Raw genomic sequence first — 15,386 nt, 5'->3', positions numbered from 1 at the left:
TCAGTTGACTCCCGCGTCGATGAGGGTCTGGGTGGCGGCGCGCACGATCGCCTCCGTCTCCGGGGCGAGCGGCTGGCGAGGCGGGCGGCAGGCGCCACCGCGTCGGCCGATCATGTCCTGGCCGAGCTTGATGGCCTGGATGAACTCCGTCTTGCTGTCCCAGCGCAGCACCGGGTGCAGTTGGCGGTACAGGGGCAGGGCGGTGGCGAGGTCACCCGCGACCGAGGCCTCGTACAGCGCGAGGCAGGCCCGGGGGAAGACCTGCGGGTAGCCGGCGACCCAGCCCTTGGCGCCGGCGATGCCGACTTCCAGCACGGTGTCGTCGGTGCCGATCATGAGGTCGAGGCCGGGGGCGAGTTCGGCGATCTCGTAGCAGCGCCGGACATCACCGGAGAACTCCTTGACGCCCACGATGAATCCCTCGGCGTGCAGCTTGGCCAGCAGTTCCGGGCGCAGGTCGACCTTGGTGTCGATGGGGTTGTTGTACGCGGTGACGGGAAGGCCGACCGACGCCACCATCTCGTAGTGCTCCAGGATCGCGCGGTCGTCGGCGCGGTAGGCGTTGGGCGGCAGGCACATGACGGCCTGGCAGCCGGCGTCCTTGGCGAACTGGGCGTGCCGCCTGGCCTCGCTGCCGCCGTAGGCGCCGACGCCCGGCATCACGGTGAACCCCTCGGGCGCGTTGGCCACGGCCGTCTCCACGACCCGGTCGCGTTCCTCCCAGGTGAGGGTCTGGTACTCGCCCAGCGACCCGCTCGGCGCGACACCGTGCAGCCCCTGCTCGGCGAGCCACGCGACGCTTTCCCCGTAGGCGCCGAAGTCGACGCTGAGGTCGTCGTGGAACGGCAGGCTGGTCGCCACGATGACGCCGTGCCAGGGCTTGCGGTTGTCGGTCATCTGTACTCCTTGTCGGTTTCTTGCTGGTGTTCATCGAGGTCGGCGAGGGCACCGAGGGTGACGGGCGTCGCGACGAGTCGTTCCGCGGGCGTGTAGGCCCGCTGGTCCGGTGAGGCGAGGCAGTGCACCGCCGGTCCGCACATCCGGCCCTGGCACCAGCCCATGCCGGCCCGGGTCAACTGCTTGACCTGCCGGTGGTCTCGTGCCCCGCCGTCGGCGCAGGCGGCGCGGACAGCTCCCGCGGTCACCTCTTCGCAGCGGCACACGACGGTCTCGTCGGTCAGCCACGAGGACCATTTCGGCGGGAGCGGATGGGCGAGGGCAAGCGCGCGGGCGAAGGCGCGTTGTCCGGCCACCTTGGCCCGCAGGGCGGCCAGCGCGCGTCCGTCCGGCACGGCGCCCGCCGCGGAGTCGATGAGGACGGATCCGGCGGCCAGCCGCCCCTCGGCCACCGCGAGCGGTGCTCCGCCCACACCGCACGCCTCGCCCGCCGCGTAGAGCCCGGCGACGCTGGTGCGCTGCCCGTCGTCGACGGCGACGGCCGTGTTGCCGTCCTCCTGGTCCGCGAGCTCGCAGCCCAGGGGGATCAGCAGGTCGAGTTGCGGTGTGAAGCCCCAGCCGACCCCGACGGCATCGGCCTCGATCCGTCGTTCCGTGCCCGGTCGCGGGGTGCCGTCGGGTCCGAGGGAGGCGATACGGACCGACGACACCCGGTCGCCGCCGTCCGCACCGATGATCGCGGTACGCGGACGGACGCGAACACGGTGACGCGCGAGCGTGACGGCGTATCCGGCTCCCTCCACCCACTTGCCCGGGTTGCGCAGCAGGGCGCCCGGGTGCCGGAGCCAGGCCAGCGGGCCGGCCGCCTCGCACACGGCGACCACCTCGACTCCGCGTGCCGCGAGCCCCGCGGCCACCGGCAGCAGGAACGGCCCGGTGCCGCCCAGCACGACGCGGCTGCCGGCCGCGACTCCGCCGCCCTTGAGCAGTGCCTGGAGCCCGCCGACGGTGAGCACGCCCGGCAGGTCCCAGCCGGGGAAGGGCAGTTGCCGGTCGTAGGCACCCGTCGCCACCAGGAGCCGGGGCGCGCGCAGGGTCACGGCGGTCTCCTGCGGGGCCTCGCGCCGGTCGACGGCGTGGACCGCGAACCCGGCGTCCTCGCGGACGGCGGACCACACATGGTGCGCCAGGCGCAGGTCGAGCCGTCCCGCTGCCCGGGCCGCCGACAGCTCGCGCTCCAGAGCGCGGTACTCGCGCAGCCCGTGATGGAGGTCCTCGGTCGGGATCGCCGGCCGCGCGTCCTGGGGCGGATGCCGCCAGAACTGCCCGCCGACGGCGGTGCCGGAGTCGACGAGCACGACGCGCAGTCCGCCGGCCACGGCCGTGGCCGCCGCCGCCATACCGGCCGGGCCCGCGCCCACGATGATCAGGTCGCCCGTTTCACTCATCGTCGCTCTCCTCCGTCGTGACGGTCATGCCCGCACGTGCCAGGACCAGGCAGGCGCGTTGTCCGCCCGCTCCGTCGATCGTCACGAGGCAGTCGAAGCAGACACCGATCCCGCAGAAGACGCCGCGCGGGCGTTGTCGGACGCGGGTGGTGCGCCAGGCGACCCGGCCCGCGGCCACCAGGGCCGCGGCGACGGTCTGGCCGTCGACGAACGGCAGTGGTCTTCCGTCCATGATGATTTCGTTCATCGGGGCGCTCCGGGAGAGGCGAAGAAGCGGTCGGGCAGGAAGTCGGCGTGTGCCGCCGGGTCGGCGCCGCGCCAGGGACGGCCGAGCAGGTGGGCCGTCACCAGCGCGCCGGTCGCGGGGGCGAGGCCGATCCCCGCGCCCTCGTGACCGCACGCGTGGATGATCCCCGGGACCCGGGGATCGGGGCCGATGACCGGCAGGTGGTCCGGACAGTACGGCCGGAATCCGCGGTAGGCGCGGATCAGGTGGACGTCCCTGAGGAAGGGGAACAACCGGCAGGCCTGCGCGGCGAGTCTGGTGACCACGGCGGGGTTCATGGTCATGTCGAAGCCGACGCGTTCGCGGCTGGCGCCGATCAGGATCGTGCCGCCCGGCGTGCCCTCGACGACACCGGAGGTCTCCAGCCCCGCGTCGGACGAGGCGACGTTGGCGACGTAGTCGGCCGAGTAGACCTTGTGCCGGACCATGGGCGGCAGCGGTTCGGTCACCAGGACGAAGCCCCGGCGCGGCAGCACTTCCACGGGCGCGCCGAGCCGGCGGCCGAGCTCACCGCCCCAGGTCCCGGCGGCGTTGACGACGGCATCGGCGGGCACGGTGTCACCGGCCGCCGTCCGGACACCGTCGATCCGGCCGTCGCGGTCGGTCGTCGCCGCGACGACTTCACCCGTCCGGAAGCGGGCGCCGCGTGCCATGGCGGCGCGCAGCAGCGCGGCAGCCGCGAGAACGGGCTGCACCTGGGCGTCCTGGGGGTAGTGGACGCCGCCGGGGATCCCCGGCGCGAGGTGGGGCTCCAGGTCGTGCACGTCCTCGACCGGTTCGGTGCGGACGCCGGCTTCCGCCTGCCGCGCGGCGAACGCGCGCAGCGCCGCGAGGCCTTCTGCCGAGCTCGCGACGACCAGGCCGCCCTTGGATTCGAGCTCGAAGGAGTCCCGTCCGAGCTCCTCGCCGAGCTCGTCCCACAGGGTGCGGCTCAGGCGGGCCAGGTCGAGTTCGGGGCCCGGTTCCTTGTCGGAGAGGAGGACGTTGCCCTCTCCCCGGCTCGTCGTCCCGGCACCGACCGGCCCGCGGTCGACGACCGTCACGTCCATGCCCGCCGAGGCGGCGTGGAAGGCACACGCGGCGCCGATGACACCCGCGCCCACCACAACGACCTTCAGGCTCACCGGCCCGCCCTCCTCCGTACGACCCTCTGTCCGACCCACTGTGCAATGTCACATGCTATTGCTTAGGCTATACATCCGATCGCCCCGAAGACAACGACAACGTCAGCGTGACTTTGTCGAGACGTTCGTCCTGGACGGGACGAAGGGATGGAGCACTGTGAACCCGACCGGACACTCGATCGTCGCCGGCCATGACGTTCCCGGCACGGGGGAACCGTGGCGTGCCGTGGTGGCCGCCACCGGCGAACCGTCGGGCCCCGAACTGCGCGACGCCTCACCGGACCAGGTCGCGCGGGCGGCACAGCACGCCGCCTCGGCCGCGCGTGAATACCGCGCTCTGCCCGCGCACCGGCGGGCCGCCTTCCTCGACGCCTGTGCGGAGGAGATCGAGGCCCTCGGCGACGGCCTGCTGACCCTCGCGGCGCTCGAGTCCGGGCTGCCGCCGGCCCGCCTGACCGGCGAACGAGCCCGCACCTGCGCGCAGTTGCGCATGTTCGCCGACCTGGTCCGCAGCGGGGACGCGCTCGGTGTCCGTATCGACTCCGCGCTTCCCGAGCGCCGGCCGCTCCCGCGCCCGGACCTGCGGCTGCGCCGGATACCCGTGGGACCCGTCGCCGTGTTCGGGGCGAGCAACTTCCCGCTGGCCTTCTCCGTCGCCGGCGGGGACACCGCCTCCGCGCTCGCCGCGGGCTGCCCGGTCCTCGCCAAGGCGCATCCGGCCCATCCCGGCACCTGTGAACTCGTCGCCCGCGCCGTCACCGCCGCCGCCCGGCGCACCGGGATGCCCGCCGGGGTCTTCTCGCTGCTGGTCGGCCGCGGCGTGGAAGTCGGCCAGGCGCTGGTGCGCGACCCACGGATCGCGGCCGTCGGATTCACCGGTTCCCGCGGCGGCGGGCTCGCGCTCCTCGCCACCGCCAACGCCCGCCCGGTGCCCGTCCCGGTCTACGCCGAGATGTCGGCGGTCAACCCGGTGATCGTCCTCGACGGCGCGCTGGCCGATCCCGGACCGCTCGCCGACGCGTACGTGACGTCGCTGACCAACGGCTCCGGACAGTTCTGCACCAACCCCGGCCTCCTCCTGCTTCCGGCGGGCGAGGCCGGCGACGCCTTCCGCGAGGCCGTGGCGGACTCCCTGGCCGGCACGACGGGCCAGGTCATGCTCACCCCCGGCATCGCGGACGGCTTCGCCAGGGGGGTCCAGCGGTGGGCTTCCGTCGACGGGGTGTCGGTGGTGGCCCGGGGGGTGCCCGGTGACAGCCCGTACGCCCCCGGCCCGCTCGTCCTCGAGTGCGACGCGGCGGCCTACGCGGCCCACGAGGACCTCACCGGTGAGGTCTTCGGCGCCGCGGGGCTCATCGTGCGGTGGTCGGGAGCCGACGAACTCGTCACGCTGATGGAGCGCATGGAAGGGCAGCTGACGGCCACCCTGCACGGGACCGACGCCGACCTGGCGACGGCCGAACGCCTCCTGCCGGTCCTGGAGGACCGCGCCGGACGCGTGGTGTGGGGCGGCTGGCCCACCGGCGTCGAGGTGTCCCACGCCATGGTGCACGGCGGCCCGTGGCCCGCGACGTCCGCACCCGGGACGACGAGTGTCGGCACGCTGGCCGTCGAACGCTGGCTCCGGCCGGTCTGCTACCAGTCGTTCCCCGACGCGCTCCTCCCCCAGGAGCTGCGCGCCGGCAATCCGCTGGGGGTCGCCCGGCTCGTCGACGGGGCGCGTGAACCGCAAGCTCGGTGACACCGTCACCGATCCGGGCCCGCGCACCGCGGACCGCGTCGGCGCCCGGCACGGACGTACCCGTGCCGGGCGGCTCGCGGGTCAGGCGGTCTTGGCGACGGTCAGCAGGACGGCCGCGTCCTCGAGTGCCTCGACGCTGTGGCGGGCCCGGGGGATGACGAGGAGGTCGCCGGTGCGCCCGTCCCAGGAGGTGTCGCCGCTGACGAGTCGTACCCGTCCGCGCAGCACCAGCAGGGTCGCCTCGCCGGGATTGTCGTGCTCGGCCAGGACGGTGCCGGCGGTCAGGGCGAGCAGGGTCTGGCGCAGCGTGTGCTCGTGACCGCCGTACACGGTCGCGGCGCTGCGTCCGGCGGGGGCCGCCGCGGCGCGTTCGAGGTGTTCGCGGGCCTCGGCGTCGAGGGAGAGCTTCTGCATCGGTGCGGCTCCGGGGTCGGGGGCGGCGTCGGCCTCAGCCTACTGGGCGATCAGCGGCGTACGCCGGTGCCGTCGCCGCCCCGGCGGAGGCCGGCCGGTGCCGGGAGGCCCGGCGTGCCGATGCTGCGGATCTCCAGCGGGCCGGGCAGGCGGCGGAGCAGTTCCCGCTCCAGGCGGTTGTGCAGGGTGAACCAGGCGGCGGGGCAGCCGTGGCAGGCGCCGCCGAGGCGGACGGTCACCACGCCGTCGCGGACGTCGACGAGGTCGATGGTGCCGCCGTGGGAGCGGGCGAAGTCGCCCACCGGGCCGGCCAGGACGTCGCGCGCCGCCGCGTGGGCCGCCGTGTCGGCGTACGAGCCGTCGTCGTCGGCCGGCGTCCATCCGGCGGGGTCGTCGAGGGCGGCGTGCAGCGCGGTGCGCACCCGGGCGCCCTCGCGGGACCAGGAGCGGCCCTCGCTCAGGTCGGTGACGACGGCGGACGGCTCCACGGTGATCCGGCTCAGGGTGCCGTCGGCGAGCAGCGCTTCCAGGGGAGCGGGTACGGCGGCCTGCGGGCCGGCGCACGGCAGGGCGCCGGCCGGGACGATCCAGCGCATTCGGGCGGGCTCACCGGGGACCGGCTGGGGGTGCATGGGGATCACGGCCGTCGCCTCAGCCGCTCATCAGGAGGGTGACCGTGCGGGCCAGGTAGGCCATGAGCCAGGCCAGCGTCGTGAGGTAGGTGAAGGCGATCGCGGGCCATCGCCAGCTGCCGGTCTCCCGGCGCAGCACCGCCACGGTGGCCATGCACTGCAGCGCGTAGACGAACCAGACCAGCAGCGCGGCGACGGTGGCGGGCACGAACACCCGTTCCCCGGCGTGCGGCCCGTCGGAGTAGGTCATGTCCCGCAGCGCTTGCGTCGGGTGTTCGGGGTTCTCGGCGGCGGCGACCTGGCCGATGGTGGCGACGAACGTCTCCCGCGCGGCCTGCGCGGACAGCACGCCGACGTTGACGCGCCAGTCGAAGCCGAGCGGGTCGAAGACGGGGGCGGCCAGGCGGCCCAGGCCGGCGGCGTAGCTGTGGTCGACGGTGTAGGCGGACACGGCCGTCCGGTCGGCGGTGTCGACGCCGTCGGCCCGCAGCTGGGCCGCCGAGTGCACCGGCAGGTTGAGCAGCAGCCACAGCACGATGCTGGTGGCGGCGATGACGGTCGAGCACTTGCGCAGGAACGACCGCGCCGAGGACCACATCGCCACCAGGACGGCACGCGGGGCGGGCAGCCGGTAGGGCGGCAGCTCCATGAAGAACGGGACGGCCTCGCCGTGCCGGTCGCCGATCTTCTTGAACGCCCAGGCGGCCAGCAGCGCGGAGACGGCGCCGAGCAGGTACAGGCCGAACATGACCAGGCCCTGCGCGCCGAACGGGCCGACCCGTGCGGACGGGTCGACCAGCAGGCCGATGAGCAGCACGTAGACCGGCAGCCGCGCGGAGCAGGTCATCAGCGGGGCGGCCATCATGGTGGCCAGGCGGTCCTTGGCGGAGGGCAGTGTGCGGGTGGCCATGATGCCGGGGATCGCGCAGGCGAACGACGACAGCAGCGCCACGAAGGCCCGGCCCTCCAGGCCGAAGCGGGCCATCACCCGGTCCATCAGGAACGCGGCCCGCGCCAGGTAGCCCACTCCCTCCAGCAGGGCCAGCAGCAGGAACAGCAGGGCGATCTGCGGGACGAAGACGAGCACGCTGCCGACGCCGCCGATCAGCGCGTCGCCCAGCAGCCCGGCCAGCCACGGGTTGCCGACGTGGTCGGACACCAGGCCCGCCAGCCAGGAGAACAGCGTCTCGACCGCGTCCTGCAGCGGGGCGGCCACCGTGAAGACGGTCTGGAAGAACGCCGCCATCACCGCGAAGAACACCGCCGTGCCCCACACCGGGTGGAGCAGGACCGCGTCGACGCGCTGGGTGACCCGGTGCCGCTCCGGCGGCCGGTATCCGGCGAAGGCGAGCACCGACCGCCCCCAGGCGTCCCGCTCGCCGGGGTCGGTGGGCGGCGCCACCGCGGGCACGCTCCAGGAGCGCCACTCGGCGATCTGTTCGCGCAGCCGGGCGATGCCGTGTCCGCGGTGGCCGACCACCGGCAGCACCGGCACGCCCAGCGCCTGCCCGAGCGCCTCGACGTCCAGCCGGCCCTGGCGGCGGGCCAGCTCGTCGGTGAAGGTCACCACCACGCAGGTGGGCAGCCCGCGGGCCAGCAGCTGGGCGAGGAACCCCAGCGAGCGCCGCAGGGTGGTGGCGTCCACCACCGCCAGCAGCGCGTCCGGACGGTCCACGCCGTCGATCCGGCCGTCCAGCACGTCGACGGCGATCTTCTCGTCCGGGCTGACGGGCTCCAGGCCGTAGGTGCCGGGCAGGTCCTCGACGACGAAACGCCGGCCGCCCGCCCGGCAGGTGCCGACGAAGCGGGAGACGGTCACGCCGGGATAGTTGCCGGTCTTGGCGCGCAGCCCCGTCAGGCCGTTGAAGACGCTGGTCTTGCCGGAATTGGGGGCGCCGACCAGGGCGATGTGCGGCGCCGCCTCGGTGAGGGTGGTCTCCCCGCCTTCGGCGCCGTGGCAGCCGGCGCTCACCGTGCCTCCTCGGCGACGCGCACCCGCACGCACCCCGCCTGCGCCCGGCGCAGGCACACCTCGTAGTCCCGGACGCGGTAGACGACCGGATCGCGCAACGGCGCCCGGCGCACCACCTCCACCTCGGTGCCCGGGACGAACCCCAGGTCGTGCAGCCGGCGGATCACGTGCGGCGGCTCGGCGCCGCCGACGGCCGCCACCACCGCGCGGGCGCCGGGCGGCAGGTCCGCCAGCGGGCGCGACGTCACGTCGTCGGCGGCCTCCAGGCCGTCTGTCTCCTCGCGGACCCCGCCGATACCACTCATGCGCCTCTCCACCAGCCCGTGCCGCACGAGGCCCGCCTCACCACGGGCCTCAGTAAGGGAAGGCTAACTTATCGACATGGAGACAGCCGAGTCCCCTCGGCCCTCGACTTCGGGCCCTCCGGCCCTGTCAGCCGCGCGCCCGCGGCGTACGCGGGTCGAGGGGCGTACGCGGGTCGAGGGGCGTACGCGGGCCGAGCGGCATACGCGGGTCAAGCGGCATACGCGGGTCAAGCGGCATACGCGGGTCAAGGGGCGTGCGCGGGTCAAGGGGAGATCCGTTCCGGAGACCGCCGGCCGCCGGCCAGCGGGTTGGGCAGTGGCCGGTAGCGGGCCTCGGCGCCGTCCGCGCCGGTCCAGCGCAGCAGCAGGTTCGTCTTTCCGGGGAGGGTGGGCGAGGTGAGCAGGGCGGCCGTCTCGGGGAGCCCGGGGCGGGTGAGCGCGCGGCGGGCGGCGGGCCAGGGGTCGAGGCCGGGGTGGTGTTCCACGAGGGCGGCGGCGACCTCGGTGAGGTGGTTGACGACCAGGCAGTACACCAGCCGTTCCCAGCCGGCCGCCCGGTCCACCTCGGGCAGCAGCTTCACGCCCTCGGCGTCCCGGAACAGGGCCTGCACCGGTGTTCCGGAGGCGTCGACGGCGACCAGCGTGTTCTGCAGGTGCGCCTCCAGGACGACGCCGTGGTCGGCGAAGGCGGCCAGGGCCGGGGGGACGACGGCGGCCAGGTACGCCTCCCACCAGGCCGCCGGGTCGGCCGCGTGCGGCAGCGGGCTGCCCGCGAAGCCCTCCACCAGACCGGCGGCCAGCAGCGGGGTCGCGCCGGGCAGGAGGTGGCCGCGCAGCCCGTCGCGGACCAGGACGGCCAGTTCCTCGTAGGCGAAGCGGGCGGTGCGGTAGCCGCGGTCGCCCATCCAGGCCGCCGGTCCGGGCATCGCCGCGAAGGCGGCCGTCACCGCGCTGTCCGTGCCGCGCAGCCTGACCAGGTCGTGGCGCCACAGCCGCCGGACGTCGTTGGTGATCCGCACGTCCAGGCTGAACTTCAGGAAGAGGTCGGCCCCGGGGGCGTACAGCGTACGGATCGCGGCCGTGGGCCAGGCGTCGAAGGCGGTCGTGCCGAGCCGGACCAGCCGGCCGTCGGCGAAGGCGTCCGCCAGGTCCACCAGGTCCAGCTGCCAGGGGTGGGCGGGCAGCAGCCGGTAGCCGGGCGGGGCGTCGCCGAGGGCGTCGAGCGCGGAGGTGTCGCCCTCCTCGACGACCGTGTCCGCGCGCACCCCGAGCAGCACCAGCGGGAAGCGGGCGTACGCCTCGGGGGCGTACGGGAGCCAGGAGGCGGTCGGGCCGCCGCCGCGCGCCTTGGGGGCGGGGTGGTGGGGGTGGCCGGTGACGAGGGACTGCTCGGAGCGCAGGTACGGGTCCGCGGGCGGCGTCGCCCGGGCGCGCGCGGCGAGCAGCGCGGCGACCGCGTCCCGGCTGTCGATCATCTCGGCGGGCAGTTCGTGGTTGGACCGGCCGGTGTGCCGGCGCAGTTCCTCCGCGACCAGCTTGACCAGCTCGGGGTGGCCGATGCGGTGCCAGCGGCCTCCCGCACGCACCTCGGGCTCGGCGGGCCGCCGGGTGCCGCGCACGCGCAGCAGCCGGTCCGCTCCGGGCAGCCGGTACACGCCGGGTTCCGGCAGGGGGTGCGCCACCTCGCGCAGCAGGCAGTTCAGGAGCGGTGCCGCCGCGTACGCGTCGGCGCGTTCCATGACGTCGGCGCGCTCCGTGACGTCGTCTCCGCCGGACGGGGGCATGAGGTCCACGCGTTCCATTCGTTCCCTGGAGGTCCGTTCCGGGCCGGGACGATCAGTATGTATGCGTCAGCCCTGGACCGTGACGCCCTACAGGTACCCGAGGAGCCCGCCCGTGCACCGTCCCCACCCCGTCGAGGTCCGGGTCGCCGGCGAGCTCGCGGCCGTGCGCCCCGGCCTGCTGCCGCGCTACGAGGCCGAGCTGCCGGGCGCCCGGGCGGCCGTGCTGACCCGGCTGTGGCGGGCGCTGTGCCACGAGCCGCTGCCGTGGATCACGGGCCGCGCGCCGGACGGCGAGGGCCTGACGCTGCGCCTCCGGGACGGCCGCAGGCTGCACGGTCCGCCCGCCGACCCGTACGCCACCGCCGGGTACGTCACCGAGGTCGGCCTCGACGGCACGTCGTACGCGCATCCGGCCCTGCTGATGGCCGCGCTCGCCGTGCGGCACGGCGACGGCTTCGCGGACGAGCTGGCGCACAGCGTGGCCTCGTCGGCTCTCTCGCGTGCTGACCGCGAACCCCGCCCGGAGGGGTGGCCGGTCACCGGCTGGGAGTGGGAGCAGCGGGTGGTGGACGGGCATCCCTACCATCCCAACTGCCGTGCCAGACCCGGCTTCTCGGTGGCCGAGCAGCTGGCCTACGGGCCCGAGCACCGGCCGCTGGTGACGCTCGGTCTGCTGTCGGCGCCGGTGGACGAGTGCCTGGTGACGGGGGCGTGGCCGGGCGAACTGCGCGACGGCTCACGGCTGTTGCTGCCGGTCCACCCGTGGCAGGCGGAGCATGTGCTGCGGCGGGCGGGCGAGGCATGGGTCACCGGGCATCCGCTGATGTCCCTGCGCACCCTCGCCGTGCCCGGCGGACGGCACGTCAAGACCGCGCTGAGCACCCGGCTGACGTCCTCGGTGCGGGACATCTCCGTCCGCTCGGTCGCCCTGTCGGCGACCCTGTCGGCGTTCGCGGAGTCGCTGGCGGCGCGCACCGACGGCCTGCTGCACGTCACCCGCACACTGGGCGCGGCGGCCGGCTCGCCCGATCTCGCGGCGGTGCTGCGGGAGTCGCCGGACCTGTACGCGGCGGCGGGCAGCGGCGAGCGGGTGGTGCCGGTGGCCGCGCTGCCGGAGACCGGGCTGACGGCCTCCCCCGCCTGGCTCGCCGCCTTCGCGCGCCTCGCCCTGACGGTGGGGCTGCGCCTGCTGGACCTCGGCGTGGCGCTGGAGGCGCACGGCCAGAACCTGCTGGTCGTGCTGTCCGCCACGGGCGCCCCGCTGCGGCTGGTCTACCGCGACCTCGCCGACATCCGCGTCGGCCCGGCCCGGCTCGCCCGGCACGGTGTCCCGCTCCCGGAGCTGACCGGACGGAACGTCACCGACGACGAGACGGCCCTGAGGCGCAAGCTGTTCGGCTCCCTGGTGGCGGGCGCGCTGGCGAGCACGGCGGGCTCGGCGACGGCCCTGCGCGGGGCGCTCGAGGCGGCCGTGCGGGACCTGCCGCCGACCCCCGACCTGGCCGCGCTGCTCGGCGAGCCGCTGCCGGCGAAGGCGCTGACGCTGATGCGGCTGTCGCCGTCGGCCGGAGGCGACCGGTGGACCGCGCTGCCCAACCCCCTTCGGTGGGAGGCCGTTTTGGAGCCGGACACCCTGGATCAATAGGATCCGCCGATGATCAGAACACAACGGCTGGCGGCAGGGGCCTGCGCCCTGCTGGCCGCCCTGACGGCCGGGTTGGCCTTCCCGACCGCGGCGGCCGCCGGCGAACCCACGGGCGAGAACGCCCCGAAGGTCGACCTCGTCCTCGACGTCAGCGGTTCCATGCGGACCCGGGACATCGACGGCGGCACCCGGATGGCCGCGGCGAAGCAGGCGTTCAACGAGGTGCTGGACGCGACGCCCGAGGAGGTTCAGCTCGGCATCCGCACCCTCGGCGCCGACTACGCGGGCAACGACAAGCGGACGGGCTGCAAGGACACCGCGCAGCTCTACCCGGTCGGCCCGCTGGACCGCACCGAGGCGAAGACGGCGGTGGCGACGCTCTCGCCCACCGGCTGGACGCCGATCGGTCCCGCCCTGCTCAAGGCGGCCGACGACCTGGGCGCCGACGCCGGTTCGAAGCGGATCGTGCTGATCAGCGACGGCGAGGACACCTGCGCCCCGCTGGACCCGTGCGAGGTGGCCCGCGAGATAGCCGCCAAGGGCATCGGGCTGACCATCGACACCCTCGGCCTGGTCCCGAACACCAAGCTGCGCAAGCAGCTCAGCTGCATCGCGGAGGCGACCGGCGGCACGTACACCTCGGTCGAGCACACCGACGAACTCACCGACAAGGTGAACCAGTTGGTGGACCGGGCGGCCGATCCGGTGGTCACGCCGGTGGCCACCGAGGGGGCCGGCGCGTGTGCGCAGGCGCCCGCGCTGAAGTCGGGCCTCTACACCGACCGCGAGGAGTTCGGGCAGCAGCGCTGGTACAAGGTGGACGTGGAGCCCGGCAAGGAGCTGCGCGCCTCGGTGAGCGTGGCCGCCGACCGGGCCGTCAACCCCGACTACGGGGTGCTGCTGCGGGCGGTCACCGTGCACGGGCGCGAGATCGTGCGCGGGGAGGCCGCGGGCGACGGCCGTACGGACGTGATCTCGACGGGGCTGCGCTACCCGAAGGCGGAGAGCGACGACGAGGAGGCCGCGGCGGAGACCGTGTGCCTCCAGGTCACCAACAGCTTCTCGGCGGCCTCCGGGGTGAAGGCCACGCCCGGTATGCCGCTGGAGCTGACCGTGGACGTGGTGGACGGGCCGGGCACGTCCCGGGACGTGGCCGCCTTCGGCCTCGGGCGGGGCTGGTGGCTGCTCGGCGTGCTGATCCTGACCGGTTTCCTGGCCGGGGTGCTGTGGGGCTGGCTGTCGCGCTGGCGGGTCGCGGTCTGGAGGACCAACTGATGCGGATTCCGATCACACGTGTGCTGGGCGCGGCCCTGCTGACGCTGGGCCTGGCCGCCGCACCCGCGGCCGCCGACTCCTCGCCGTCGCCTTCGTCTTCGTCGGACGGTGACGCGCCCACCTCGGCCGGCACCTCCTTCCGTACGGCGGCCGAGATCGACCAGGGCCAGGAGGCCACGGCGAGCGGTTCCGCGGGCGACTACCTGTACTGGTCGTTCCCGGCCGACGAGGGCCAGCGCCCCACCGTCCGGGCGACGGTCGAGCTGCCCGGCTCGCACGCGGACCAGACCTGGCAGATCGACGTCTACGACGGCCTGCGCCGCCGCCAGGCCTGCCAGTACGGCGCCCAGACGCGCACCGCCGTCCAGGGCGCCGGCTCGGTCGAACTCGCCTGCACGCTGCGGACCGTGCGCGCCTGGTCCGAGCCGTGGGCGAACGACCCGCTGCCGGGGACGTACTACGTCCGGCTGACGGTGGTGAAGCTCGCGACGGCCGACCTGGGCCTGCCGGTGACCGCCTCGGTCCGGGCCGACTCCAAGGACATCGGCGGTGCGGCGGCCGTGGACGGCTCGCTGGGCAAACCGCTGGTGCCGGGCATCGCCGTCACCTCCGCCCAGGACGACGAGGACAAGAAGTCGTCCGCGGTGCTCTCCGCCATCGAGCCGGAGGACGGCTGGGCGTCCGGCTGGTGGTCCGACCGCTGGGTGTGGACCGGGATCGGCGGCATCCTGGCCGCGCTCGCCGGAATCGGCGGCTACGCCCTCACCCGCGGCTCGGGCCGCCCGTCACGGGTGCCGCCGGGCGCCTGACCCGCTCCGCGAAGTCCCGGACCGCGAAGGCCCGCCCCTCCGGCGGGCCTTCGGCCTCCCCGTCCCCGCCCCGGCCGCACGCCCCGCGCGCCGCGCGCCGACGGGGCGGGGGCCGGGTGCCCTCGCCGAAGGCGCGCCGCCCGCCCGTCCGTCCCTCGCGCCGCCTGCCCGTCCCGCTCACGGCGGACGGCTCCCGGCGGCAGCGGCGCGCACGCCTGCCCCGCGGTCCCGCGGCCCTGCGGGGGCTGCGGGGCCTGCGGGGGCTGCTGGGGCCTGCGGGCGCTGCGGAGGCTGCGGGGCCTGCGGAGGCTGCGGGCGCTGCGGGCGCTGCGGGCGCTGCGGGCGCTGCGGGGCCTGCCGCCGCTCACGCCTCGCGCAGCGCCTTCGCCAGGGTGCCGTCGCCGGTCACCCGCACGCGGCCGGCGCGCACCGCCTCCGTCAGGCTCAGCTCGGCCCGGCCGACCGCGGTGCAGGTGTCCACGTCCATGGCCAGCCGGGCGTCGGGTTCGACCGGGGCGGGCCCCTCGCGGTAGGCGGGGCCTTCGCCGCCGCCGACGTACAGGTGGAACTCGCCTTCTTCCAGGCGCACTTCGACGATCCCCTCGCCCTCCAGCGCCCGCAGCAGCGGCAGCGCGAACCAGTGCGCGCGCACCGCGTCGGTGGGCCGCCGATCGCCCAGTTCCGCCTGCCCCCACTCCCCCAGCGCCTGCAGCACCGGCAGCAACTCGCGGCCCCGGCCGGTGAGTTCGTACACGTAGGCGGAGGCGGGCGGGGGGAGCCGACGCCGCGTGGTGAGGCCGTCACGCTCCATGTCCTTCAGCCGCGAGGCGAGTACGTCCGTGCTCACGCCCGGCAGGTCCGCGTGCAGGTCCGTGTACCGGCGTGGTCCGGCCAGGAGTTCGCGGACGATCAGCAGGGTCCAGCGGTCGCCGACGAGGTCGAGGGCGCGGGCGGCGGAGCAGTACTGGTCGTAGCTTCGGCGAGGTGACATGCGACGCAGTCTAGACATGTTGTTGGACTTTCCAAGCGTCTACTTGGTAAAACCAAGCAACAC

General features: G+C 74.9%; 14 protein-coding genes. 4 read left to right on the top strand and 10 right to left on the bottom strand.

Going from position 1 to position 15,386, the window contains the following annotated elements; genetic code table 11:
* From VKA29_RS18325 to VKA29_RS18310, 4 genes are read right to left on the bottom strand one after another with little or no spacing between them, the layout of a single operon-like run.
* Positions 1-897 (bottom strand): dihydrodipicolinate synthase family protein, encoded by an 897-nt coding sequence (locus tag VKA29_RS18325; RefSeq protein ID WP_324786910.1) that lies wholly within the window; start codon positions 895-897, stop codon positions 1-3.
* Complete coding sequence (locus tag VKA29_RS18320) at positions 894-2,345, bottom strand: NAD(P)/FAD-dependent oxidoreductase (protein ID WP_324786909.1); 1,452 nt, start codon at positions 2,343-2,345, stop codon at positions 894-896. Before VKA29_RS18320 ends, VKA29_RS18325 begins: the two co-directional genes overlap by 4 nt.
* Entirely contained in the window at positions 2,338-2,592 is a 255-nt protein-coding gene (locus VKA29_RS18315; RefSeq protein WP_324786908.1) for a (2Fe-2S)-binding protein, read from the bottom strand. The genes VKA29_RS18320 and VKA29_RS18315 overlap by 8 nt, the downstream gene beginning before the upstream one ends.
* Positions 2,589-3,749, bottom strand: coding sequence for an NAD(P)/FAD-dependent oxidoreductase (locus VKA29_RS18310; protein ID WP_420718522.1), 1,161 nt, complete (start codon positions 3,747-3,749; stop codon positions 2,589-2,591). The genes VKA29_RS18315 and VKA29_RS18310 overlap by 4 nt, the downstream gene beginning before the upstream one ends.
* A gap of 163 nt (positions 3,750-3,912) precedes the next feature.
* Between VKA29_RS18310 and VKA29_RS18305 the strand changes: the two genes are divergently transcribed.
* The gene (locus VKA29_RS18305; RefSeq protein ID WP_324786906.1) at positions 3,913-5,496 is read left to right on the top strand and encodes an aldehyde dehydrogenase (NADP(+)); all 1,584 of its coding nucleotides are present in this window, start codon (positions 3,913-3,915) and stop codon (positions 5,494-5,496) included.
* Between the two features lie 81 nt (positions 5,497-5,577).
* Here the strand turns inward: VKA29_RS18305 and VKA29_RS18300 are convergent, their stop codons facing one another.
* The 5 genes from VKA29_RS18300 to VKA29_RS18280 all read right to left on the bottom strand — a co-directional run bounded on the left by VKA29_RS18300 (position 5,578) and on the right by VKA29_RS18280 (position 10,621).
* Positions 5,578-5,910 (bottom strand): cupin domain-containing protein, encoded by a 333-nt coding sequence (locus VKA29_RS18300; RefSeq protein ID WP_324786905.1) that lies wholly within the window; start codon positions 5,908-5,910, stop codon positions 5,578-5,580.
* Positions 5,911-5,960: 50 nt separating this feature from the next.
* On the bottom strand, positions 5,961-6,506 hold the full coding sequence (locus VKA29_RS18295) for a NifU family protein (protein WP_324786904.1): 546 nt from the start codon (positions 6,504-6,506) through the stop codon (positions 5,961-5,963).
* Between the two features lie 55 nt (positions 6,507-6,561).
* Positions 6,562-8,514, bottom strand: a complete 1,953-nt coding sequence (feoB, locus tag VKA29_RS18290; protein ID WP_324786903.1) for a ferrous iron transporter B — start codon at positions 8,512-8,514, stop codon at positions 6,562-6,564.
* A complete protein-coding gene (locus VKA29_RS18285; protein WP_324786902.1) occupies positions 8,511-8,819 on the bottom strand; it encodes a FeoA family protein in 309 nt (102 codons plus the stop codon). Before VKA29_RS18285 ends, feoB begins: the two co-directional genes overlap by 4 nt.
* Positions 8,820-9,082: 263 nt before the next feature.
* Entirely contained in the window at positions 9,083-10,621 is a 1,539-nt protein-coding gene (locus tag VKA29_RS18280; RefSeq protein WP_324786901.1) for an IucA/IucC family protein, read from the bottom strand.
* A gap of 94 nt (positions 10,622-10,715) precedes the next feature.
* Between VKA29_RS18280 and VKA29_RS18275 the strand changes: the two genes are divergently transcribed.
* The 3 genes from VKA29_RS18275 to VKA29_RS18265 are packed head-to-tail and all read left to right on the top strand — an operon-like array spanning position 10,716 to position 14,332.
* Positions 10,716-12,248 (top strand): IucA/IucC family protein, encoded by a 1,533-nt coding sequence (locus VKA29_RS18275; RefSeq protein WP_324786900.1) that lies wholly within the window; start codon positions 10,716-10,718, stop codon positions 12,246-12,248.
* Between the two features lie 9 nt (positions 12,249-12,257).
* Complete coding sequence (locus tag VKA29_RS18270) at positions 12,258-13,523, top strand: VWA domain-containing protein (protein ID WP_324786899.1); 1,266 nt, start codon at positions 12,258-12,260, stop codon at positions 13,521-13,523.
* Positions 13,524-13,528: 5 nt separating this feature from the next.
* Positions 13,529-14,332: a hypothetical protein gene (locus VKA29_RS18265; RefSeq protein WP_324786996.1), complete on the top strand. Its 804-nt coding sequence runs from the start codon at positions 13,529-13,531 to the stop codon at positions 14,330-14,332.
* Between the two features lie 364 nt (positions 14,333-14,696).
* Here the strand turns inward: VKA29_RS18265 and VKA29_RS18260 are convergent, their stop codons facing one another.
* Positions 14,697-15,323, bottom strand: a complete 627-nt coding sequence (locus tag VKA29_RS18260; protein ID WP_324786898.1) for a winged helix-turn-helix transcriptional regulator — start codon at positions 15,321-15,323, stop codon at positions 14,697-14,699.
* Positions 15,324-15,386: the final 63 nt, after the last annotated feature.

This window comes from Streptomyces sp. H51, assembly GCF_035656535.1.
In the GTDB taxonomy this organism is placed as follows: Bacteria; Actinomycetota; Actinomycetes; order Streptomycetales; family Streptomycetaceae; genus Streptomyces.
Note: the sequence above shows the minus strand (reverse complement) of the source record. Positions and strands in the feature narration are given on the sequence as shown.